This is a genomic window from Aeromonas piscicola (assembly GCF_000820005.1).
In the GTDB taxonomy this organism is placed as follows: domain Bacteria; phylum Pseudomonadota; class Gammaproteobacteria; order Enterobacterales; family Aeromonadaceae; genus Aeromonas; species Aeromonas piscicola.
Genome location: NZ_CDBL01000056.1, coordinates 15,935 through 39,027, shown reverse-complemented (window position 1 = coordinate 39,027; position 23,093 = coordinate 15,935). Strand labels below are relative to the sequence as shown.

At 62.6% G+C, this 23,093-nt stretch carries 19 protein-coding genes; 17 read left to right on the top strand and 2 right to left on the bottom strand.

Annotation, left to right across the window (positions count from 1 at the left end):
* The first annotated feature begins 108 nt into the window (after positions 1 to 108).
* The 13 genes from BN1128_RS14475 to pbpG all read left to right on the top strand — a co-directional run bounded on the left by BN1128_RS14475 (position 109) and on the right by pbpG (position 15,184).
* On the top strand, positions 109 to 564 hold the full coding sequence (locus BN1128_RS14475) for a YchJ family protein (protein WP_082030427.1): 456 nt from the start codon (positions 109 to 111) through the stop codon (positions 562 to 564).
* Between the two features lie 192 nt (positions 565 to 756).
* The gene (glpA, locus tag BN1128_RS14470; protein WP_042869962.1) at positions 757 to 2,451 is read left to right on the top strand and encodes an anaerobic glycerol-3-phosphate dehydrogenase subunit A; all 1,695 of its coding nucleotides are present in this window, start codon (positions 757 to 759) and stop codon (positions 2,449 to 2,451) included.
* Positions 2,448 to 3,725 carry a glycerol-3-phosphate dehydrogenase subunit GlpB gene (gene glpB, locus BN1128_RS14465; RefSeq protein WP_042869960.1) on the top strand — a complete coding sequence of 426 codons (1,278 nt, stop codon included), beginning with the start codon at positions 2,448 to 2,450 and terminating at the stop codon, positions 3,723 to 3,725. Before glpA ends, glpB begins: the two co-directional genes overlap by 4 nt.
* 103 nt (positions 3,726 to 3,828) lie before the next feature.
* Positions 3,829 to 5,031 (top strand): anaerobic glycerol-3-phosphate dehydrogenase subunit GlpC, encoded by a 1,203-nt coding sequence (glpC, locus tag BN1128_RS14460; RefSeq protein ID WP_042869958.1) that lies wholly within the window; start codon positions 3,829 to 3,831, stop codon positions 5,029 to 5,031.
* Positions 5,032 to 5,615: 584 nt separating this feature from the next.
* Positions 5,616 to 7,070 (top strand): ammonia-forming nitrite reductase cytochrome c552 subunit, encoded by a 1,455-nt coding sequence (nrfA, locus tag BN1128_RS14455; protein WP_042869956.1) that lies wholly within the window; start codon positions 5,616 to 5,618, stop codon positions 7,068 to 7,070.
* 51 nt (positions 7,071 to 7,121) lie between these two features.
* A complete protein-coding gene (gene nrfB, locus BN1128_RS14450) occupies positions 7,122 to 7,721 on the top strand; it encodes a cytochrome c nitrite reductase pentaheme subunit (protein WP_042869954.1) in 600 nt (199 codons plus the stop codon).
* Positions 7,718 to 8,392, top strand: a complete 675-nt coding sequence (locus BN1128_RS14445) for a 4Fe-4S dicluster domain-containing protein (protein WP_042869951.1) — start codon at positions 7,718 to 7,720, stop codon at positions 8,390 to 8,392. The genes nrfB and BN1128_RS14445 overlap by 4 nt, the downstream gene beginning before the upstream one ends.
* Positions 8,393 to 8,482: 90 nt before the next feature.
* On the top strand, positions 8,483 to 9,436 hold the full coding sequence (nrfD, locus tag BN1128_RS14440; protein ID WP_042870137.1) for a cytochrome c nitrite reductase subunit NrfD: 954 nt from the start codon (positions 8,483 to 8,485) through the stop codon (positions 9,434 to 9,436).
* A 132-nt stretch (positions 9,437 to 9,568) separates the two neighbouring features.
* Positions 9,569 to 11,527, top strand: coding sequence for a heme lyase NrfEFG subunit NrfE (nrfE, locus tag BN1128_RS14435; RefSeq protein ID WP_042869949.1), 1,959 nt, complete (start codon positions 9,569 to 9,571; stop codon positions 11,525 to 11,527).
* A complete protein-coding gene (locus tag BN1128_RS14430) occupies positions 11,524 to 12,060 on the top strand; it encodes a DsbE family thiol:disulfide interchange protein (protein ID WP_042869946.1) in 537 nt (178 codons plus the stop codon). Before nrfE ends, BN1128_RS14430 begins: the two co-directional genes overlap by 4 nt.
* Positions 12,057 to 13,241: a heme lyase NrfEFG subunit NrfF gene (gene nrfF, locus BN1128_RS14425; RefSeq protein WP_042869944.1), complete on the top strand. Its 1,185-nt coding sequence runs from the start codon at positions 12,057 to 12,059 to the stop codon at positions 13,239 to 13,241. The genes BN1128_RS14430 and nrfF overlap by 4 nt, the downstream gene beginning before the upstream one ends.
* A 223-nt stretch (positions 13,242 to 13,464) precedes the next feature.
* Positions 13,465 to 13,920 (top strand): NUDIX hydrolase, encoded by a 456-nt coding sequence (locus BN1128_RS14420; RefSeq protein ID WP_042869942.1) that lies wholly within the window; start codon positions 13,465 to 13,467, stop codon positions 13,918 to 13,920.
* A gap of 343 nt (positions 13,921 to 14,263) precedes the next feature.
* The gene (gene pbpG, locus BN1128_RS14415; RefSeq protein ID WP_042869940.1) at positions 14,264 to 15,184 is read left to right on the top strand and encodes a D-alanyl-D-alanine endopeptidase; all 921 of its coding nucleotides are present in this window, start codon (positions 14,264 to 14,266) and stop codon (positions 15,182 to 15,184) included.
* A 99-nt stretch (positions 15,185 to 15,283) separates the two neighbouring features.
* Here the strand turns inward: pbpG and BN1128_RS14410 are convergent, their stop codons facing one another.
* Complete coding sequence (locus BN1128_RS14410; protein ID WP_042869938.1) at positions 15,284 to 16,669, bottom strand: tryptophanase; 1,386 nt, start codon at positions 16,667 to 16,669, stop codon at positions 15,284 to 15,286.
* Between the two features lie 460 nt (positions 16,670 to 17,129).
* Here BN1128_RS14410 and BN1128_RS24745 point away from each other — a divergent pair, with 460 nt between their 5' ends.
* From BN1128_RS24745 to BN1128_RS14400, 3 genes are all read left to right on the top strand, one after another.
* Positions 17,130 to 17,273, top strand: a complete 144-nt coding sequence (locus tag BN1128_RS24745) for a DUF2256 domain-containing protein (RefSeq protein WP_082030426.1) — start codon at positions 17,130 to 17,132, stop codon at positions 17,271 to 17,273.
* Positions 17,273 to 18,793 (top strand): cryptochrome/photolyase family protein, encoded by a 1,521-nt coding sequence (locus tag BN1128_RS14405; RefSeq protein ID WP_042869936.1) that lies wholly within the window; start codon positions 17,273 to 17,275, stop codon positions 18,791 to 18,793. Before BN1128_RS24745 ends, BN1128_RS14405 begins: the two co-directional genes overlap by 1 nt.
* Before the next feature lie 151 nt (positions 18,794 to 18,944).
* The gene (locus BN1128_RS14400; protein WP_042869933.1) at positions 18,945 to 20,198 is read left to right on the top strand and encodes a D-amino acid dehydrogenase; all 1,254 of its coding nucleotides are present in this window, start codon (positions 18,945 to 18,947) and stop codon (positions 20,196 to 20,198) included.
* Between the two features lie 71 nt (positions 20,199 to 20,269).
* On the opposite strand, the gene BN1128_RS14395 is transcribed toward BN1128_RS14400, so the two are convergent.
* A complete protein-coding gene (locus BN1128_RS14395) occupies positions 20,270 to 20,950 on the bottom strand; it encodes a TetR/AcrR family transcriptional regulator (RefSeq protein ID WP_042869932.1) in 681 nt (226 codons plus the stop codon).
* Between the two features lie 177 nt (positions 20,951 to 21,127).
* Between BN1128_RS14395 and BN1128_RS14390 the strand changes: the two genes are divergently transcribed.
* Entirely contained in the window at positions 21,128 to 23,068 is a 1,941-nt protein-coding gene (locus BN1128_RS14390; protein WP_042869929.1) for an amidohydrolase, read from the top strand.
* Positions 23,069 to 23,093: the final 25 nt, after the last annotated feature.

Sequence of the window (23,093 nt, the reverse complement as noted above, 5' to 3'; positions counted from 1 at the left end):
TTTATTGGTGTTCCGTTCCTACCCAACCAGTATAGGGCGCTGGTCGGCGGGGACCCGCTTTCGCTACAATCCCCGCACCTTTATCTATCGACCCTGATGGGCTGACACATGAACAAATGTCCTTGCGGTTCAACACTTTCTCTCGAACTGTGCTGTGGATCACTGCACCAGGGGGCCGAGGCACAGACCCCGGAGCAGCTGATGCGCTCCCGTTACAGCGCCTTCGTGCTGGGACTGGGCGATTATCTGGTGCATAGCTGGCACCCTGATCACCTGGGGGGATTGACGGCGGATCAGCTCTCCCAAACCGACACTCGCTGGGACGGGCTGGAGATCCTCGCCGCCCAGGGCGGCTCCTCGGACGAGACCGGCGTGGTGGAGTTCAAGGCCTGGTTCAAGGAGAGAGATGAGCGCCACTGCCTGCATGAGCGCTCCCGCTTCGTGCGCCATCAGGGACGCTGGGTCTACACAGATGGCGAGCAGGATCCGGCACCGCAGCAGGCGGGGCGCAACGACCCCTGCCCCTGTGGCAGCGGCAAGAAGTTCAAGAAATGCTGTGGCTGAGTGCCGCGAACCCCATGCAAAGGGGGCCCTGGTGGCCCCCTTTTCTGTTATAGGAGTGTGACCAGAGTCACGATTTGCTCATTACCTCGCGCTCACATGAGCGTTTACGAGCATTAATTTGGCCCATATCAAACATTTTCGGCCAGAGAGGCGCCACACTGGCGTCATCTGGAAGAGATGAGACGGGCAAGAATGAAAAGAATAACCACACAAGTCGTCATCATAGGGGGTGGCGCCACCGGAGCCGGCATCATGCGCGATTGCGCACTGCGCGGCATCGACTGCATCCTGCTGGAGCGGGATGACATCGCCGCCGGCACCACCGGCCGCAACCACGGCCTGCTCCACTCGGGCGCCCGCTATGCGGTGACGGATCCGGAATCCGCCCGCGAGTGCATTCAGGAGAACCGCATCCTCAAGCGGATCGCCAGCCACTGCGTCGAGGACACGGGCGGCCTCTTCGTCACCCTGCCGGAAGATGACATCAATTTTCAAAACACCTTTATGGACGCCTGCGCCCTGGCGGGCATAGATGCACGCCAGCTGGATCCGGCCGATGCGCTGCGCCTCGAGCCTAACGTCAACCCGGCGCTGATCGGCGCCATTCAAGTGCCGGACGGCACTGTCGATCCCTTCCGCCTCGCCGCCGCCAACGTGCTGGATGCGAAAGAACACGGCGCGCGCATCTTTACCCACAGCAAGGTGCTGGGGCTGCTCCGCACCCAGGACAGAGTCCATGGCGTCAAGGCCATCAACACCCGCACCGGCGAAGCGTTCGAGGTGGAGTGTCAGGAGGTGATCAATGCCGCCGGGATCTGGGGCCAGCAGATCTGCGAGTACGCCGATCTCGGCATCCGCATGTTCCCGGCCAAGGGGTCGCTGCTCATCATGGATTACCGCATCAACCAGATGGTGCTCAACCGCGCTCGCAAACCGGCGGATGCGGACATTCTGGTGCCGGGCGATACCATCTCCCTCATAGGCACCACCTCGAGCCGCATCGACTATCACAAGATTGACCAGCTCACCGTGGATCCGGATGAGGTGGAAGTGCTGCTGCGCGAGGGGATCAAGCTCGCCCCCATCATGGCCCGCACCCGTCTGCTGCGCGCTTACGCCGGGGTTCGCCCCCTGGTGGCGGTGGATGGCGACGAGTCCGGCCGCAATATCAGCCGCGGCATAGTGCTGCTCGATCACAGCGATCGTGACGGCCTGCAGGGCTTCAACACCATCACCGGCGGCAAGCTGATGACCTATCGGCTGATGGCCGAGTGGGCCACCGACCTCATCGCCAAGAAGATAGGCAACACCAAGCCATGCCGCACCGCCGAACTGAGCCTGCCAGGCTCGCGGGATCCAGAGAAGGTCTCCGCCCCCGGTCTGTCGGCACCGGCAGAAGGCTCGGCCCAGTATCGCCACGGCGAGCGGGTCATCGCCTTCTTTCGCGACAACCCCAAGGCCAACGCCCTCATCTGCGAATGCGAGATGGTGACGGCCGGCGAAATCGAGTACGCCCTGCGCGAGCTGGACGTGGACAACCTGGTGGATCTGCGCCGTCGCACGCGTTTGGGAATGGGCCCCTGTCAGGGTGAGCTCTGTGCCTACCGGGCCGCCGGTCTGATGCAGGAGTATGGCAAGGCCGATGGCCGCCAGGCCTGCGTCATGTTGCGCCAGTTCCTGGAGGAGCGCTACAAGGGCACCCGTCCCGTGCTGTGGGGCGATGCCCTGCGCGAGGCGGAGTTTACCTACTGGATCTACGAAGGGCTGTTTGGTCTGGGAGAGTGGACGGCGCCCCACCTGGTGGCCGAGCCCCCCTTTCCCCTCGACCCCGTCACCAGGACAGAAGACCACAGCCAGGCCCCATTGACTCAAGGAGTGCAGTCATGAAATTTGACAGTATCGTGATAGGTGGCGGCATGGCGGGCCTCTCGGCGGCGCTGCGCCTCGCCGAAGCGGGTCAGAAGACGCTGCTGATGGCCTCTGGCCAGAGTGCCCTGCACTTCTCCTCCGGCTCCATCGATCTGCTGGAGAGCGACGGCGATCCCCGCGCCGCCCTGCCCGCCTTCATGACCGAGCACCCGGATCACCCCTACAGCAAGGTGGGCCTGACCAACATAGAGGCGAGCCTCGCCGATCTGCAGCGCCACTGCCACGAGCAGGGGCTGCCCCTGTTTCGCCAAGAGACCAACCACCAGCGGCTGACCCCTATAGGCACCCTGAAATCCACCTGGCTGTCGCCCCATACCTGCGCCTGCCAGACAGATGCGCCCGCCCCCGATGCCATCCTGCTGGCTACCCTGGAAGGGTTTCGCGACTTTCACCCGGCGCTCGCGGCTGCCAACCTGGCGACCCATCCGCGCTTCGCCCACTGCCGCATCATGACGGGTGAAATTCGCCTGCCCCAGCTCGCCGAATTCAGCCGCAATCCCCACGAGTTTCGCTCCGCCGATATCGCCCGCCTGTTTGACAAGCAAAAGGGCGATCAGCCCGATCTGCTGGCCGATCTGGCCCGCGAGATCTGCCGCATGGTGCACGAGAGCAGCGATCCCGGTTGCCGCCATGTGGTGTTGCCCGCCTGCCTGTCGCTGGGGCTGGTCGGCCCCCGTCTGGCGGAGCTGGAAAAACGCACCGGCTGCACCATCAAGGAGGTGGCTACCATGCCGCCCTCACTCATCGGCATGCGGATGCAGGAGGCGCTCAAGCGCCGCTTCCTGGCCCTTGGTGGCACCTTCCTCACCAGCGAACGGGTGCTGGGCGCCCGCTATGAGGGGGACAGAGTGATAGGCGTGCACAGCCAGAACGGCGACGATCAGCTGTTCGAGGCGGACCACTTCGTGCTCGCCTCCGGCAGCTTCTTCAGCCGCGGCCTCGAATCCCGGCTGCGCGGCATTCGCGAACCCATCTTCAACGCCGACGTGCTGAGCCTGGAGGAGCGCGATGCCTGGGCCGGTCGCCGCCTGTTCGACCACCACCCCTTCATGGGCTTCGGGGTCAAGACGGACGACAAGCTGCGGGTGATGCGCGGTGGCAAGCCGCTCGCCAACCTCTATGGGGCGGGCAGTGTGCTGGCCCATTACGACCCCATCAAAGAGGGCTCAGGCTCCGGGGTGGCGGTTGCCACCGGCTGGCAAGCCGCCGGCCATATTCTGGCAGGGGTGTGAGATGCCCGCCCTGCATTTCCTGACTGCGGGCAGCCCGCTGCCCGCTCGACAATCCCATTGCCGCGTCCCTTGCGCTTTCAATCCGGCCCGGGAGGAGTAAATCATGCTACTGGATCACGCCAACCAAACCTTCGATCAGTGCATCAAATGCACCGTCTGCACCGCCTACTGCCCGGTGGCCAAGGCCAATCCCGCCTACCCAGGCCCGAAACAGGCCGGTCCCGATGGCGAGCGGCTGCGCATCAAGAGCCCCGAGCTGTTCGACAGCGCCCTCAAGTACTGCACCAACTGCAAGCGCTGCGAAGTGGCCTGCCCGAGCGGGGTGCGCATCGGCGACATCATCGCCAAGGCCAAGCACAAATACAGCGACTTCAAGCCCGGGATCCGCGAATTCGTGCTCTCCCATACAGACCTCATGGGCGGCATGTCCACCCTGATGGCGCCCGTGGTCAACTTCACCACGGGGCTCAAGCCAATGAAAATGGTGCTGGACAAGGCGCTGGGGGTCTCCTCCCACCGCGATCTGCCCAAATACTCTCAGGGCACCTTCCGCGGCTGGTACAAGAAGCAGAAAGCCAGCCAGGCCCAGTATGAGCGCCAGATAGCCTATTTCCACGGCTGCTACGTCAACTACAACCACCCGCAGCTCGGCAAGGAGCTGATGCAGGTGCTCAACGCCATGAATATAGGCATGCAACTGCTGGAGCGGGAGAAGTGCTGCGGCGTGCCGCTGATTGCCAACGGCTTCATGGACAAGGCCAAGCAGCAGGCGGCCTTCAACATCCAGCAGATGGAGAACTCCCTGCTCGGCAACGAGATGCCGCTCTTGGCCACTTCCTCCACCTGCGGCTTTACCCTGCGGGACGAATACCCCCACCTGCTGGAGCAGGACAATCACAAGGTGCGGGATCGCATCTCGCTGGTGACCCGCTTCCTGTGGAACGAGTTTTACAAGGGCAACAAACCGGCCATGAAGCCGCTCAATCTGCACATCGCCTACCATACCCCCTGCCACATGGAGAAGATGGGGGGCGTCATCTATACCCTCGAATTGCTGCGCGCCATTCCCGGGGTCAAGGTGACGGTACTGGAGTCCCAGTGCTGTGGCATCGCCGGCACCTACGGTTTCAAGTCCGAGAACTACGAGACCAGCCAGGCCATCGGCGAAGGGTTGTTTGATCAGATAAACCGCCTCAAGCCTGATCTGGTCATCACGGACTGCGAGACCTGCAAGTGGCAGATCGAGATGAGCACGGCGTTTCGCTGTGAACACCCCATCCACCTGCTGGCCCAGGCGCTGGCCTGATGACACAATCTCCCACGAATGGATAAACAAAGAGCCGGCAATTGCCGGCTCTGTTTGTTCCACTCCTCTAATAAAGGTGCTCCGATCACCCTGCATGGAAACGGGTGATGACAAGGGCGCTCAACATGATTGAATCCGCTGGTTCAGCCCTTGTTTTGCCTCTCTTTGGCGCCATCAATATTGAGTATTTATGCAAATTTACTTTTATATCCCGAAATGGATAGACCACCCCCTACCCCGCAGCACATTTCATGTAGGACAAGGCTTGCCGCCCCCACTTACCGGCAAATGACAATAGTGTCGGTTAACTGTGGTCCAATAAGTTGAGTTTCCTCATAATTTAACCGGGATCTCATTTCCGGCACTTGCCTCCCCCGGCAATTGATCTAGCGCAAGCCCCGCCTCGATAAATCATCATTCATTTTACCCATTTGATAATATCCAGCCCGAGCAATCGCATAATTACATGGGTTTTATTCACTAATAACAATTAATCGGCCTGCCTGCTCCTGCCTAGTGCGGGGGCTGATGCCCACATCCAGGATGGAACGGTCAGGTCTGGCAATGAGATCGATTTGGGAGTGATGATCGTGAGTTCACACAACAGACAGACCAGACTGGGCCTCGCCGCCCTGCTGCTTACCACCTGCCTTGGCGCCAGCGGCTTGGCACAGGCGGCCGACGAGGCACAGCCCAAGGGCAAGATAGAGGCGCGCAGCGAGCTGTTCGCCAAGGATCACGCCGATCAGTTCAGCAGCTGGAAAGGCACCAGCGAGAGCAAGGAGCGCACCGACGCCCTGGCGGACGATCCCCAGATGGTGGTGCTCTGGGCCGGCTACCCCTTCTCCAAGGATTACAACAAGCCGCGCGGCCACTTCTATGCGCTGACCGACGTGCGGGAAACCCTGCGCACCGGCGCCCCCAAGACCGCCGAGGATGGCCCCCTGCCCATGGCCTGCTGGAGCTGCAAGGGCCCGGACGTGGCCCGCGTCATCAATGAAAAAGGCGAGGATGGCTACTTCAAGGGGATGTGGGCAAAAGGCGGACCCGAGATAGTCAACACCATAGGCTGCGCCGACTGCCACGACACCGCCTCGAAAGAGTTCAAGGAAGGGAAACCTGCCCTGCACCTCTCCCGTCCCTATGCCGACCGCGCCATGACCGCCATCGGCAAGCCGTTCAAGGAGCAGGGGCGTTTCGATCAGCAATCCCAGGTGTGCGGCCAGTGCCACGTGGAGTACTACTTCAGCGGCCCCACCAAGGCGGTGAAATTCCCCTGGGACAAGGGCACGACTGTTGAGCAGATGGAAGACTACTACGACGAGATCGGTTTCGCCGACTGGACGCACGCCCTCTCCAAGACCCCCATGCTCAAAGCCCAGCATCCGGAATACGAGACCTGGCGCGCCGGCATCCACGGCCAGAACAACGTCGCCTGCGTCGACTGCCACATGCCCAAAGTGCAGAACGAGCAGAACGAGCAGGGCAAGGTCTACACGGATCACAAGGTGGGCAACCCCTTCGATCGCTTCGATCAGACCTGCCGCAACTGCCACACCCAGAGCAAGGAGATGCTGCAAGGCATAGTCCAGCAGCGCAAGGATGCGGTGACCGAGATCAAGCTCAAAGTCGAGAAGCAGCTGGTGCACGCCCACTTCGAGGCCAAGGCGGCCTGGGATGCCGGCGCCACCGAAGCCGAGATGAAGGACATTCAGCAGGACATCCGTCACGCCCAATGGCGCTGGGACTTCTCCATCGCCTCCCACGGGGTGCAGATGCACGCACCGGAAGTGGCGCTGCGCATGCTGGGAACTGCCCTGGACAAGGCCGCCGACGCCCGCACCAAGCTGGCTCGCCTGCTGGCGGCCAAGGGGATCAGCCACGAGATCGCCATTCCTGACATCTCCAGCAAGGAGAAGGCCCAGGCCGCCCTTGGCATGGACATGAAACAGATGAACAGCGACAAGGCCCAGTTCCTCAAGACCACAGTCCCCGCCTGGGATGCCGAGGCCAAAGCGGCCGGACGGCTCGCACAATGACGAGATTTGCGGGCCCGCCGAGTCGGGCCTGCAATCGAATGGAGGCTTCCTATGGGTGATTTAACAATGGATTTCTTACGACTGATGCTGATGGCAGCCATGCTGCTCACCAGCCTGCAAGGCCAGGCCGCCGATGCGGCGAGCGCGCCTGCAGCAACCCCCGCCACCCACCAGGTGGAGTTTTTGCGCAATCCCGATGCGGCCTGTACCGACTGCCACAAGGAGCAGGCGTATGGCATGCACGGCAAGCATGGCCAGGCGACCAACCCCAACAACCTGGCGCCGGTCACCTGCACCAACTGCCATGGCCAGCCCTCTCCCCAACACAGGGAAGGGGTCAAGGACGTGATGCGCTTCAGCGACAGCTTCAATGACAAACAAAGTACCGAGAGCTACCCCATCGCCGAGCAGAACGGGGTCTGCATGAGCTGTCACGAGCCCAAACCCCTGCGCGAGGCGCTCTGGGCCCACGACGTGCACGCCACCAAGCTCACCTGTACCAGCTGCCACCAGCTGCATCCGGCCAGGGAACCCATGGTGGAGATCCCGGAAAAGTCCCGCATCAAGCTCTGCGTCGACTGCCACAGCAAGCAGCATGAGGCCATCAAGGCGGCCAAGGCGAACGCCACCCCGGACAAGGAGGCACAATGAGCTGCTCTCGCCGTCACTTCATGGCGGGGATGAGCGCGGGGGCCCTCATCATGATGACGGGGCCTGTTCGCGCGACTGCCCTCGCCCACAGCCAGACCATAGACGGGGTCCGCTATGGCATGATCCACGACGAGACGGCCTGCATCGGCTGTACCGCCTGCATGGATGCCTGCCGGGAGGTGAATCAGGTGCCGGAAGGGGTCTCGCGGCTCGAGATCATCCGCTCAGGCCCCATAGGCACCTTCCCCGATGCCGAGTACCACTTCTTTCGCAAGTCCTGCCAGCACTGCGACAACGCCCCCTGCGTTCACGTCTGCTCGACCGGCGCCTCCCATATCCGCAAGGAAGATGGCATCGTCGACGTGGACCCGGACTTGTGCGTCGGCTGCATGTACTGTCTGGCCGCCTGCCCTTATCAGGTGCGCTTCATCAACCCGGTCACCCGGGTGGCGGACAAGTGTGATTTTTGTCGCAAGACCAACCTGGCCCAGGGCAAGGAGCCGGCCTGCGTGGTCTCCTGCCCCACCAGGGCGCTGGTGTTCGGCAATCTGGATGATCCCGATAGCCCCATCGCCAAACGGCTGGTGAAGGAGACCACCTATCGCTACAAGCAGGCACTCGGCACCTCGCCCAAGATGTACCGCGTGCCCAAAGGGGAGATAACCTCATGACCATGCAAGCGGCATTTCACTTTCCCTCGCTGGTGTGGGGATTTGCCCCATCACCATCTATCCCGGCCATAACAGATGGAGGGAATGACCATGTGGCATGACGCATTTCATTTTCCTTCCCTCGTTTGGGACTGGCCCATCGCTATCTACCTGTTCCTGCTCGGCATCTCGGCCGGGGCCACCAGCCTCTCGGTGCTATTGCGCCGCAAAGGGGCAGGCAGCGAGAGCGGCATCATCAAGGCGACCGCCATTCTGGCGCCGGTGAGCGTCGTGTTGGGGCTGCTCATCCTCATCTTCCACCTAGCCCGCCCCTGGACCTTCTGGAAGCTGATGTTCCACTACCAGTTCGACTCAGTGATGTCGATGGGGGTCATGCTGTTTCAGGTCTATATGGCGGTGCTGTTCGCCTGGCTGGCGGTGGTATTTCGCACCGAGATCGAGACCCTTCGCAGCCGGTTGCTGAAGGAGAAGTTCGCCTTTGTTGATAGCGCGATAGCCCTGCTGGCCAGATTCGAACGTCTGCTGGCGCCGCTGCTGTTGCTGCTGGCCGTGCTGCTCGGCGCCTACACCGGCTTCCTGCTCTCGGCGCTCAAAACCTATCCGCTGCTCAACAACCCTGTGCTGCCAGTGCTGTTCCTGGTCTCCGGCATCAGCTCAGGCATCGCCTCCACCATCTTGCTGGCGGTGACCCTGTTCAAGGAGAACCACCACAGCCAGGGGGTGAGCTTCGTGCATCGCTTCGAGCGGCCGGTGCTGGCGGTGGAGGTGCTGCTGCTGGTCTGCTTCTTTACCGGTCTCTATTTTGGTGGCGGCCAGAAGGAAGTAGCCATGTGGGCTGCCATCGGCGGCGGCTTCTGGGCCCAGGTGTTCTGGCTCGGGGTAGTGGGCATCGGCATGCTGCTGCCCCAGTTGCTCTCCCTGCTGGCTCCGGCCACGCTGCGGGAGAAAAACGGCCATCTGGTGCTGGTGTGCAGCCTGACGCTGGTGGGGATACTGCTGCTGCGCTACTTCGTGCTCTATGCCGGTCAGATGACGGTGGTATAAGAAACAGGTCACAAGCGCCGGCCGCCCTTGGGCGACTGGCGCTGGATGTTTGAATGTTCTGGTCATGCCCCAGCGTCCGCCTGCTGCGGACGCTGGGGCATAACATGAACCCATGATGGAACCGGAGGTTGTGTGCTGGCTGAGCTCGGCTATCTCTCACTGTTGCTGGCGACCGGGCTCGCCCTGCTGCAAGGCACCCTGCCCTGGCTGGGCCTGAGGCTGGCATCGCCCACGCTACTCGGCTGCGCCAAACCGCTGGCGCTGATCAATGCCGCCCTACTCGGGGCTGCGCTGGGGCTGCTCGCCAGCTGTTTTGGCCTCGATGACTTCACCCTGGTCTATGTGGCCCAGCACGCCAACAGCGCCCTACCGATAGGTTTCAAGCTGGCGGCCGTGTGGGGGGGCCACGAGGGCTCCATGCTGTTCTTCGTGTTTGCGCTGGGGTTGTGGGGTGCCCTGGTGGCGCTCTGTTCGACACGGGTCGAACCATTGATCACCACCCGAGTGCTGGCCATCATGGGACTGATCGTCGGGCTGTTCGGCCTCTATACCCTGATCTTCTCCAGCCCGTTCGATCGCGTCTTTCCGGGGCCGCTGGAAGGGCGTGATCTCAACCCCATGCTGCAGGATATCGGCCTCATCATTCACCCGCCTCTGCTCTATCTCGGCTACGTCGGCTTTGCGGTCAACTTCGCCTTCGCCATGGCGGCGCTGCACTCGGGCCGATTGGACGGCGCCGTGGCCCACTGGAGTCGCCCCTGGGCGCTGGGCTCCTGGGTGTTTCTCACCGCCGGTATCATACTCGGCTCCTGGTGGGCCTATTACGAGCTCGGCTGGGGCGGCTGGTGGTTCTGGGATCCGGTAGAAAATGCCTCCCTGCTGCCCTGGCTGCTCGGCACAGCCCTGCTCCATGCCCTCGTGGTCTGCGAGAAACGCGGGGCCTACGGCCACGGCGTACTGTTGCTCTCCATCTTCACCTTCTCGCTCAGTCTGCTCGGCACCTTTGTGGTGCGCTCCGGGGTGCTCACCTCGGTGCACGCCTTCGCGGTGGATCCCAATCGCGGTCTCACCCTCTTGCTGCTGCTCGGTCTGCTATTGACCACGGCACTCACCCTGTTTGCGCTGCGGGCAGATACCCGCGCCCCCTACGCCCGCTTCGGCTTTTGGTCAAAAGAGGGGCTGCTGGGCGCCGCCATACTGCTGCTCAGCGTGGCCTGCGCCTGCGTGCTGCTCGGCACCTTCTACCCCATGGTGTTCCAGTCGCTGCACCTGGGCTCGCTCTCGGTCGGCGCTCCCTATTTCAACGCTGTTTTCGTGCCGCTGGCGCTGGTGCTGATGGTGCTCATGACCCAGATCCCGCGCCTGCGCTGGCAGGGGCTGATGGTATCCTCCCGCCTCAGGATCCTGCTGCCGCCCCTGCTCGGCCTGCTGGGGGGCGGCCTGCTCAGCCTCGGTTATCGCGAGCAGGGAACCATGGGCTGGAGCGGCATCCTCGCCAATATGATAAGCCTCTGGCTAATCGCTAGCCTGCTGCTCAATTTCTCATTCAAGACTCGCGACCTGAGTGCCAGCCGGCTGGGGAGCCTGCTGGCCCACCTCGGGGTGGCGGTGTGCGCACTCGGCATCGCGCAGGTGAGCCACCATAGCCAGGAGGGGGGCACAGTGCTCAACCCGGATACGCCCTACCGGCTCGGCGCCCATGAATTTCGTTACGAGGGGAGCGAGCCCCTGCTCGGCCCCAACTATACGGCTGAGCGCATCACTGTCAGCGTGCACAAGGATGGCCGGGAGGTGGCCAAGCTCACCCCGGAGCGGCGCCACTACAGCGTGCGCACCATGAACATGAACGAACCCGGCATCAAGGGGGGACTGTTTGGCGATCTCTACGTGGTGCTCGGCGAGAAGATGGGGCCTGACGCGTATGCCATGCGCCTGCACTACAAGCCGCTGGTGCGCTGGATCTGGCTCGGCGGCCTGCTGATGATGGCGGGCGGCGCCCTGCGTTTGCTGGGGCGCAAGCCGTTGCTGGCAGCCCAACCGCAGCCCGCTGCACATAAAGTCGCGGGCTTGCCCCCCAAGGAGGCGCCATGAGAGCCCGCCTGCGCCTCTTTATACCGCTGCTGCTGACCCTGTGCCTCGGCGCCCTGCTCTGGCTCGGCCTTGGCAACAACCCCTACAGTCAGGATGAGGCGACCCTGGGCCACAGTTTGCCGGCCTGGCAAAGCGAGAGTTTGTTTGGCGGCGACCCCATCCATACCGAGGCGCTCAAGGGGGAGCCCTTCGTGCTCAACGTCTGGGCCAGCTGGTGCCCCAACTGCCGCGCCGAGCACCCGCTGCTCGCCGAGCTGGCCAAGACAGTGCCCCTCTACGGCCTCAACTACAGAGACAAGGGCGATGCTGCCCGCGCCTGGCTTGAGGAGGCAGGCAACCCCTATCGCGCCGTGCTGGCAGATCCGAACGGCAAGTTGGCGCTGGAGCTCGGCGTCTACGGCACGCCCGAAACCTATCTGTTTGCCGCCGATGGCACCCTGCTCACCCGCCACACGGGTCTCTTGACCACGGATATCTGGCAGCGCCAGTTTGTGCCAAAGCTCAAGGCCGCCCGCCAGGAGGGCAAACCATGAAGGCCTTCATCATCCTCTGCGCCCTGCTGGTAGTCGGCGTGCCCCTGAGTCAGGACGCCCTAGCCAGCGGGGTCGATACCTATCAGTTCCAGCACCCGGAGCGACAGCGCCGCGCCCAGGATCTCGCCCGCGCCCTGCGCTGCCCCCAGTGCCAGAACCAGAACCTGGTGGAGTCCAACTCCCCCATAGCCCGGGATCTGCGGCTCGAAGTCTACCGCTGGGTGGATGAGGGGCAGAGCGACGAACAGGTGATCGCCCGCATGACCAGCCGTTTTGGCGACTTCGTGCGCTACGATCCCCCCTTCAAGGCCAGCACAGCGCTGCTGTGGGGGGGGCCAGCCCTGCTCTTGTTGCTGGCGCTTGCTCGCCTGCGCGCCAGCCTGCAGCGCAAACAGCAGGTGCGCATGCCGCTGACTGGAGATAAGGAGCAAGGGAACCTGGCCCAGGATCCCAGGGCCGAGCTGAACCGGCTCATCATGGCCGAGCAGCAGGCCGGACTCGCCCCCCACAGTCGCCTCTATCGGGAGCTGGCACTGGCCCGGCTCGCCAATGCCACCCCGGCCACCGAGCAGACCTTGCACGCCCGGGTAGCCAGCTCACACGCTGCAACCCGCCCCCTGCCCTGGCTGCTGCTCGGCGCCCTGCTGCTGACACTGATCGCTGGCGTCTATGCCGGCACGGGCCGCTATCAGGCATGGCAGGCGTATCAAGATAGACCCGATCCCCTGGCGGGATTGAGCCCCCGGGATCTGCAGGACAAGGAGCTGGGCGCCCTGCACCAGCGGCTGCAGGTCAACCCGGCCGATCTCGATGGCTGGGCTGAGCTTGGCCAGTTGTATCTGTATCGGGACGAATACGAGGACGCCTGGCTCGCCTATCAGCGCCTGGCCCTGCTGGAAGGGGGCGCCAGCGCCGCCACCCTGGCCGCCCAAGCTACGGTGCGCTACTACCAGGCAGGCCAGCAACTCACCCCGGAGGCAACACGCCTGCTGGAGAGCGCCCTCAAGCAGGATGCAGGGGAAGTGAGCGCCCTGATGCTGCTCGCCGCCGATCACTTCCTGCACGGTCGCTACTCTCAGGCCATCGCCCTCTGGCAACGGCTGCTGGACGAGGAGCGCCCCCGCATCAACCGCGCAGCCCTGATCCAAGCCATTCAGACCGCCCGCATCATGGGGGGATGACGAGCCGTGGCTGATGGCCCGGCGGCCCCTCGCCGGACGGATCGCCATCTTCATATCCAGAGGCCGCCCATACCGGCGGCAGATCCACGCTGCCCGATGACAGGCGATAACGGATATCATCGTGTCTTGTCAGCGCTATGCTTGCCCGTTATTACTGCTTGCAACAGCGCCATGGCTCAGCCCCATAATGCAAACGCTTACCCAGCAACGACAAGGTGCACACATGATCCCCATTCGCTGCCACGCCGTCTCCGGTGTTGCGTTATCGGAAATCGACGGCCAGATAAAAATGCTGCTGATGAAGCGGGTCAAGGGCGGCTTCTGGTGCCATGTTGCGGGCACGGTCGAGGCGGGTGAAACCGGCTGGCAGACCATAATGCGCGAGTTTGGCGAGGAGACTGGCATCATCGTCACCGAGCTCTATAACGGCCAATATCTGGAACAGTTTTACGAGGCGGCCACCAATACCGTGATGGTGGTGCCGGTCTTTGTGGTCTATTGCCCACCCAACCAGCCGGTGGTACTCAATGACGAGCACACCGAATATCGCTGGTGTTCGCTCACCGAAGCCAAGGCGCGGGTGAGCTTTCCCGGGCAGCAGGCGCTCTATGACCATGTTTGGCACTATTTTGTCGAGCGCACTCCCTCGGTGCTGATGCGAGTGGCGACAGAGGCCTGAAAATGCAGGATCTCTCAACGCAGACGGCGCCACCTGCGCCACGGCAAGGGGGATTAACGGACCGTTAAGCCTCTAGAGGCACAATAATACGCAAAAAGAGTGGTCACCCATGGCCATAACAGGCATATAGTGCGCCACCATGACGGGTGAAGCTGACGACCATCAGACTCGCTCATGGCTGGGTATTTCCCGGATCGGGTCGCCATTTGGCCGTCAACATGGGCATTTCAAGGCGCAAGATCCCATAAAATTGAAATATCGGGCCATTAGACGTTGTGAAGCGTCAATTACCGTCATATAACTTAGCCAAATGTCCCTGTCAGTCGTACGGTAGCGTCAAATCATGATTATTCGCCCTTTTCTTACCCTGTTGCTCGGTGCCTTCCTCGTTCCCGTCAGCATGGAGAGCGCCCAGGCCAATCCGTTTGCGGCCCAGTCCCACTCCCCCAACAGCTTTCTGGAACAACGCAACGATCTGGCCCTGAGTTCGGCCGCCTTCGTGGTGGCCAATCCGCGCACCGGCGAGGTATTGTCCGAGCGCAACGCCAATCGGGTGATGCCGATTGCCTCCATCACCAAACTGATGACGGCGCTGGTGGTGCTCGATGCCAATCAACGCCTCTCCGAGACGCTGACCGTCACCATGGCCGATGTGGATCGCCTCAAGGGCACGGGCTCGCGGCTGGCGGTTGGATCGCGTCTGAGCCGGGCCGACATGCTGCACATAGCCCTGATGTCGTCGGAAAACCGCGCTGCCTCCGCCCTGGCCAGAAATTACCCGGGTGGCCAGCGCGCCTTTGTCGAGGCGATGAATGCCAAGGCCCGCATGCTTGGCATGTGGAGCACCCAGTTCGCGGACAGCACTGGCCTCACCCCGCGCAACGTCTCCAGCGCCCATGATCTGGCCAAGCTGGTGGCGGCGGCTTCCGCCTACCCACTCATTCGCCAGTACTCTTCCACCGAGGAGCGCATGGTGCGCAACGGCAAGCGCCAGTTGCACTACCTCAACTCCAACCGTCTGGTGCGTGAAGGCAGCTGGCCTGTCACCCTCTCCAAGACGGGCTACATTCGCGAGGCGGGTCGCTGCCTGGTGATGGCAACCCAGATCAACCGCGAGCCGGTGATCCTGGTGTTGCTCAATGCCGATACTCCCAACTCCCGGGTGGCGGATGCCAAGCGGATCAAGTCCTGGCTGGAGACCTCGGGCCGCATGAGCCTGACCGCCCAGTCCAGCCCCCAGACCAAGCTGTTCAGCAGCCAATAATCCGCTTCTGACGCTCACGCTAAAAAGCCCCCGCACCACTGGTGCGGGGGCTTTTTTATGGGTGAGGTGCCAATAGCGCCGGTTAATACTGTCGTAGCGTCAGACCGGCTTGAGCCGCGCAGTGAAGTGGCGCAGCAGCGGCGGCTCGTAGTCGAAGGTGAGACCGCGGATCTCGCTGGCCCGTGCTTTCACCGCAATGAGGCAATCAGCCACATAGTCCATGTGATCCCGGGTGTAGACCCGGCGCGGAATGGTGAGGCGCAATAGCTCGAAGTCCGCCGCCTCCTGTCTGCCGGTGGCCGGATCGCGCCCCAGCAGTAGGGAGCCTATCTCCACCCCACGCACGCCCCCTTCCAGATAGAGCGCGCAGGCCAGGGCATGGGCCGGGAACTGCTCCCCCGGAATGTGGGGCAGCAGCTTCTTGGCATCCACAAAGACCGCATGACCACCGGTCGGCGTCTGGATGGGGATACCCGCCTCGGCCAGCCGCTCGCCCAGATAGGCCACCTGACCGATGCGATAGGTCAGATACTCCTCGTCCATCCCCTCGCGCAGGCCTATGGCCAGCGCCGCCATGTCACGACCGGCGAGACCGCCGTAGGTAACGAACCCCTCCATCGCCACGCAGCGCACTTGCACCGAGCGGAACAGGTCGAGATCCTCCTTGAAGCAGCAAAGACCGCCGATATTGACCAGCCCGTCCTTTTTGGCCGACATGGTGAACATGTCCCCCAGGTCAAACATCTGGTGCACTATCTCCTTGATGCTGCTCTTGGCGTAATCCGGGTCGCGCTCCTTGATAAACCAGGCGTTTTCGGCAAAGCGGGCGGCATCGATCACCACAGGAATATGGTGACGACGTGCAAGCTCGGAAACAGCCTGCATATTGCCCATAGAGACCGGCTGGCCACCTGCGCTGTTGCAGGTGACCGTGATGATGACAGCGGCCACGTTGTCGGCCCCCACTGTCTCTATGGTGTCGGTCAGACGACCGAGATCGAAATCCCCCTTCCAGGCATAAGGAGCAGTGGTGTCGAGGGCCTTTGGTGTGAGCAGGTTGATGGCCCGCGCGCCCGCCAACTCCACATGGGCCTTGGTGGTGTCGAAGTGGTAGTTGGAGATGAACACAGGCGCCTTGCCCTGACAGCGCTTGACCAGCTCGGGGAAGAGGATCTGCTCGGCCCCTCGCCCCTGGTGGGTGGGCATCACATGCTGGTAGCCAAAGATGTCGCGCACTGCGCGCTCCAGCTCGACGAAGTTGCGGCTGCCCGCATAGGCCTCATCCCCCATCATGATGCCGGCCCACTGGCGATCGGACATGGCGCCCGTGCCGCTGTCGGTCAAAAGATCAATGTAGACATCTTCGGCCAGCAGCAGGAAGGGGTTCCAGCCTGCGGCCTCGAGGGCGGTGCGGCGCTCGGCACCTGTGGTCTGCTTGATGGGCTCGACCATCTTGATACGAAAGGGTTCGGGTATACGACGCATATAAGACTCCTCACCGGCGTGGGGCCAGTGTGCTTGAAAAACGGATTGGCAAAGAGGCCGTGACGATCAGGGTCGTCCGGCTAAGTTTCTCGAGGGGCGATGGCCGCCTTTCAGCAGTGAGGAAAGTCGAAGGTAAGAATGGGATCCCGGGTATACCAGTGGGCGAGCAGGCAAGCTGCCCGGGGCGTAGCTGTCATGATTGGCATCACTCCCCTCCATATATTTTGGTTGCCAAAAGATGATGACGCTGCCAGTGGCAGCCTTGCCACGTTAACGGCTGGTTAACGCACAGACAAGGGGCGCACTGACGAGCTGTGCGCCGGCTCACAAAGCGCGCGTGCCCCCAGTCGGCAGAGGGCGCGGGTGATCCACCCAGCCCCCTTGTTCGTTAAGCTTCCATCTCGTTAAGTTCCCAACACGACCCTGTTCGCCTCTGTCGCTGCCAACCACCGGAAGTTCCATGCATCGCAAAAACCATCTGCCTGAGAAAATTTGCCCCATCTGCCTGCGCCCTTTCGCCTGGCGGCGCAAGTGGGCCCGCAACTGGCAAGAGGTGCGCTATTGCAGCGAGCGTTGCCGCTACCAGAAAGGAGCCCGGACCTGATGGAGCTGCGTCTTATCCTCGGCGATCAGCTGAACGCCGGTCACAGCTGGTTTCGCAACACGGATCCAGCGGTCTGCTACCTGTTGGCGGAGCTGCGTCAGGAGACCGACTACTGTCGCCACCATCGTCAGAAGGTGCTGGCCTTTTTCGCCGCCATGCGCGCCTTTGCCGCCGCACTTACCAAGGCGGGCCATAACGTCTGTTATCTGACCCTCGATGAGAGCGCCCGCTGGCCCGACTTGCCCGCCCTGCTGGAGGCCCAGATCGCGCACCATCAGGCCAGCCGTTTTGCCTGGCAGAGCCCGGATGAGTGGCGTCTCGCCAGCCAGCTGGCACAGTGGGCGGCGGGCCTGACCATGCCTACCGCTGAGGTGGAGAGCGAACATTTTCTCACCCCCCGCGATGGCTGGCAGCGCTACCCCCACAGCCGGATGGAATTTTTCTACCGCGCCCTGCGCAAACAATACAAGGTGCTGCTCGATCAAGGTGGCCAGCCCCTTGGCGGGCGCTGGAACTTTGACAGCGAAAACCGGGCCAAACTGCCCGAGCGTCAGCCCATCCCGGCCCCGCTCTTTTTTGCCCATGATGTGCAGGACATCGATGCCATGCTGACCCGCCACGGGGTCAAGACCCTGGGGCGCGCCGATGCCGGCGCCCTGCCCTGGCCCCTCACCCGACGCCAGAGCCGCGAACTGCTCGATCACTTTCTGGTCCACTGCCTGCCCCACTTTGGCCGCTATCAGGATGCCCTGAGCGAGCGGGGCTGGAGCCTGTTTCACAGCCGCTTGTCGTTTTCTCTCAACAGCAAGATGCTCCACCCCCTCGAGGTGATCCGCGCAGCTGAAGCCCACTGGCAGGCCAATCAGACGACGATCACGCTGGCGCAGGTGGAGGGTTTCATTCGCCAGATCCTCGGCTGGCGCGAGTTTGTCCGCGCCCTCTACTGGGAAAAGATGCCGGAATATCAGAGCACCAATTTTCTGGGGGCCGACCGCTCCCTGCCCGGCTTTTTCTGGAACGGCGAAACCAAGATGGCCTGCGTGCGCCACGCCATCCGCCAATCCCTCGAGCACGCCTATGCCCACCACATCCAGCGGCTGATGGTGACGGGCAACTTTGCCCTGCTGGCGGGTATAGACCCGGACGAGGTCGATGAGTGGTATCTGGGGATCTACGTGGATGCCATCGAGTGGGTGGAGCTGCCCAACACCCGCGGTATGAGCCAGTTTGCCGATGGCGGCCTGATGGGCAGCAAGCCCTACGCCAGCAGCGGCGCTTATCTCGACCGGATGGGCCACTACTGCAAGGGGTGCCACTATCAGGTGAAGGCCCGCAGCGGCCCACAGAGCTGCCCGTTCAACAGCCTCTACTGGCACTTTTTATGGCGCCATCGGGACAAGCTTGGTGCCAATCCCCGCCTCGCCCTGCCCTATGCCAACTGGGATGGCCAGCCAGAGGCACAACGGCAAGCCGTCCTGGCGACGGCGGAGCAGTACCTGATCCAGTTGGAGCAGCTCTGACTGCCACATCAAATACCAGAATGTCCACAATTTTCGACATTGAAAACCAGTTAAATAAATGTAACTAGATATATATCCCAATTATATCTACACCAGTTGAATATCCTGTTGCGGCTGATTATGGTGTGGGCCCCAGTCAAGGAGAGACAAGATGGACATAGTGGTACTCGGTGGTGGCGTGATTGGCGTGACCAGCGCGTGGTATCTGGCCAAGGCGGGTCATCACGTGACCCTGCTGGAGCGACGGGATGGGGTGGCGCTGGAAACCAGCCATGCCAACGCCGGTCAGATCTCCCCCGGTTATGCCTCCCCCTGGGCGGCGCCCGGCATTCCCCTCAAGGCCGCCAAGTGGCTGCTGCAAAAACACGCCCCCTTCACGGTGCGCCCGACCTCGGATCCGTTCCAGCTGCGCTGGATGCTGAAGATGTTCGCCAACTGCACCCCGGCAGCCTATGCCATCAACAAGGGGCGCATGGTGCGCCTTGCCGAATACAGCCGCGACTGCATGAAGGGACTGCGCGACGAGCTGGCGCTGGATTACGAGGGACGCCAGCTCGGCACCCTGCAGCTGTTTCGAAGCCAGACCCAGCTCGATGCCAGCAAACGGGATATCGAGGTACTGGAAGAGTACGGCGTGCCCTACCAGTCGCTGGATGCCAGCGGTTGCGAGGGGGTGGAGCCGGCGCTGGCACGGGTACGTGGTAAGATAGTCGGTGGTCTGCGCCTGCCGGGTGATGAAACCGGCGACTGCTTTCGCTTCACCAAGGCGCTGGCCGCCGAGGCACAAAAACTCGGGGTGGAATTTGTCTTCAACTGTGCCATCAATGAGATTGAGCTGGCTCAAGGGCGCGCCGTCGCGGTGCGGGCCGGTGAGCAGCGTTTCAAGGCCGATGCCATCGTCTGTGCGCTGGGCAGCTATGCCACCGGCTTGCTGCGCCCGCTTGGGCTCGATCTGCCTGTCTACCCGGTCAAGGGCTACTCCCTCACCCTGCCGATGACTAACCGTGATGCAGCGCCCCGCAGTACTGTACTGGATGAAACCTACAAGGTGGCCATCACCCGCTTCGATGAACGGATCCGGGTCGGCGGCATGGCGGAGCTGTCGGGTTTCAACCTGGCGCTCAACCCGAAACGCTACGACACCCTGGCCATGGTAGTGGGGGATCTCTTCCCCGAGGGGGGCGATATACAGCAGGCCGAGTTCTGGACCGGGCTGCGGCCCATGACGCCGGACGGTACCCCACTGGTGGGCCCAAGCCCTGTGCCTGGGCTCTGGCTCAACACAGGCCACGGCACTCTGGGCTGGACCATGGCGGCAGGCTCGGGCCAGCTGCTGGCGGATCTCATCAGCGGCAACACGCCTACCATCAGCGATGAGGGGCTGACCCTGGCCCGCTACGGCTGAGGCTGCCACGAGGTCGCAAATGAAAAAGGGAGTGCCAGGCACTCCCTCTTCACATCCATTTCTCGCACCTCTCAGCCCGCGGTATCCGTCAGCAGCCTGGGCACCGCCTGCCACACCCGCTCGGGGTCGGGCTCGGCGATGGCCGCCGCCAGCAGTTGCGCCAGCCACAGCTGATGCAACTGCCACATCCGCTGGCCTGCTGGCCCTTGCTCCTTGGCACTCTGTTTGACCAGATCCGCCGTCCGGTAGAAATAGCGCACCAGCGCCGTCAACGCGGGTTCGGGCCAACGGCAACCGAAATGACGCAGTCGCTCCGACCAGAAGGCAATCTGGCCTCGTTCATGCTCCCGCTCCACCTCGTGCAGTGCCGGAATGAGATCCATCGCCTGCCACAAGGCACCATAGCCGACGAAACGGGCGTCCAGCGCGTCCAGCGCCTGATCCAGCAGTAACAGCGTCTCCTGCAAGCCGCACTCCTGGGTGCGGATCGCCTCCTGCGCCGCGCACACCGCCGCCAGCCAGTCCATGGCCAGTCGGCAGATGATGGCTTCCTTGTTGGGAAACAGGTGATAGAGCGACTTGATGCCAACCCCGGCCCGGGTGGCGATGGCGTTGGTGTTGAGCGCCGGAAAGCCCTGCTCCTGCAACAGGGCCAGGGTGGCCTGCTCGATCCGGGTGACCGTCTCCTGGCTGCGCTGCTGTCTGGGTTGGCGCCGCATGCAGAGATCGGCGGGCAACGGCTGTTCTGACATGGGTTCTCCTTCACCTTGGTCGCGGCATAGTTTTATAACTACATGATGAAACAAGGAAAATATAAGTCAAAAAGAATATTTTCAGTAATTGCTGGCTTTTATCCCAACAGCTGCAATAAACAAGAGTGCTCACATTTGCAGTAAAGACTGCATTATAACCAGGGAGAGCAATGGCATATGGATGGCAAGCAATCAGGTTTTACGTTGACAACAAGTGCCGCACTGCTGCTGGTGGCCGGAGTGCTGACTGGCTGCAATCAGCAGAGCACGGGGCCAGAGGCGCAGCGGACCCTCTACCTCAACGGCACAATTCACACTCAGGATGGGCAACGCAGGGTTGCCGATGCCATGGTGGTCGCCGATGGCAAGTTCCTCTACGTGGGCTCACGCCAGGGGGCAGAGACCTATCAGGGCAAGGATGGCAAGGTCGTGGATCTGAAGGGCCGCATGGTGCTGCCCGGCCTGCATGACAACCACATTCACCTGCTCGGCACTGTGGCGCTGGATATGTGCGATCTGGACGGTCAGAGCGTCACGCTGGATCAGCTGGCCGACAAGATCCGCACCTGTCTGCCTCGCTACGCCCCCACCAAGGGGGAGTGGCTGGCGGTCAATCAGTGGTCCCCCTACGATGGCAATACGCCGACGGCAACCTATGCCACCCTGCTGGCCGCGCTGGATACCGCGGCGCCGGACAACCCGGTGGTACTGCTCGGGGCCGATGGACACGCCAGCGCCTACAACTCGCAAGCGCTGGCCAGCGCGCAGGATCAGGATGGCAATACCGTGGGTTTCAACAGTGTGACCCTGACACCTGGCGGGGTATTCGAGGCCTTTATTCCCTACGTGGATCTGGCCAGCGGGGTGATCCGGGAAGGTGCCCGCAGCGCCATTCCGGTACCCGACACCGGGGTGCTCAGCGCCAGCGACGAGCAGGCCGCCAGCCAGTACGACAAGATCCTGCCCGCCATCTCCACCCTGATGGCCTCCCGTGGCATCACGGGCGTGCAGGATGCCTGCGCCACCGACTTCATCCGTCAGCGGCTGCTCAAGATGCAGTCGCTTGGGTTGCTGCACATGCGCATCACGGCGGCCACCTGCTTTCATCAGGATGACTACAGCGGAAAACTGGACATAGCCGGCCACCTGGCCAAGGCCAGCCAGGTCAGGAGCGCCTTTGCCGACAATCCCCTGATCAAGGCCGATGCGGTCAAGATCTTCCTCGACGGCGTACTGGAAGGGGATCCCTTTACCACCCCGCCCTTCCTGCCCAATGCGGGCATGCTGGAAAACTACCAGAACCCGCACCTGGCCATGGATCTCGCCACCGAGCAGGTGACCATCACGGCCGATAGCGAGGATGCGGGCAGCAACGGCATAGTCAACTACCGGGACGCCGACCTGAAAAACTATGTCACCGCCCTCGATCAGGCCGGTTTCAGCATTCATATGCACAGCATCGGCGATCGCAGCACCCGGATGGCGCTGGATGCGCTGCAAGCTGCCCGCGCCAGCAACGGTGACAAGGGGATCCCCCATACCCTGGCTCACCTGCAGGTGGTGCACCCAGACGATCAGAAAAGGCTGGGAGAGCTTGGCCTCTATCTCACCTTTACCTACGCCTGGACCACGCCCCAGCTCGCCTACGACATGCTGGTGACCCCCTTCATCCAGCCCACCCGCGCGGGACAATCCTTGCGTGAGGCGCTGTATGATCCCCTGGGCTATCTGCACGATGCGCTCTATCCGGTGGAAAGTGCGCGCAAGGCGGGCGCCATTCTGGTGGCGGGCAGCGATGCTCCCGTGGACAGCCGGGATCCCCGCCCCTTCGTCAACATGGCGGCCGGCATCGCCAAAGCGGCGGGAAGCGGTGAGGATTTTCGCGCCAACCAGCGTACCTCGCTTGCCGAAATAGTGGCCGCCTACACCATCAATGGTGCCAGGGCGGTGCGTCAGGGGGAGATCACCGGCTCCATCGAGGCGGGCAAGTCGGCAGACTTCATCGTGCTCGACCGGGATCTGTTCGCCCTGGTCGAGGCCGGCACCCCGGAGCAGATCGCCGATACCCGAATCGAGCAGACGGTGTTTCAGGGCGAGACCGTCTATCTGGCTCCCTGAGCCCACGCATCTGCCCCCATCGACA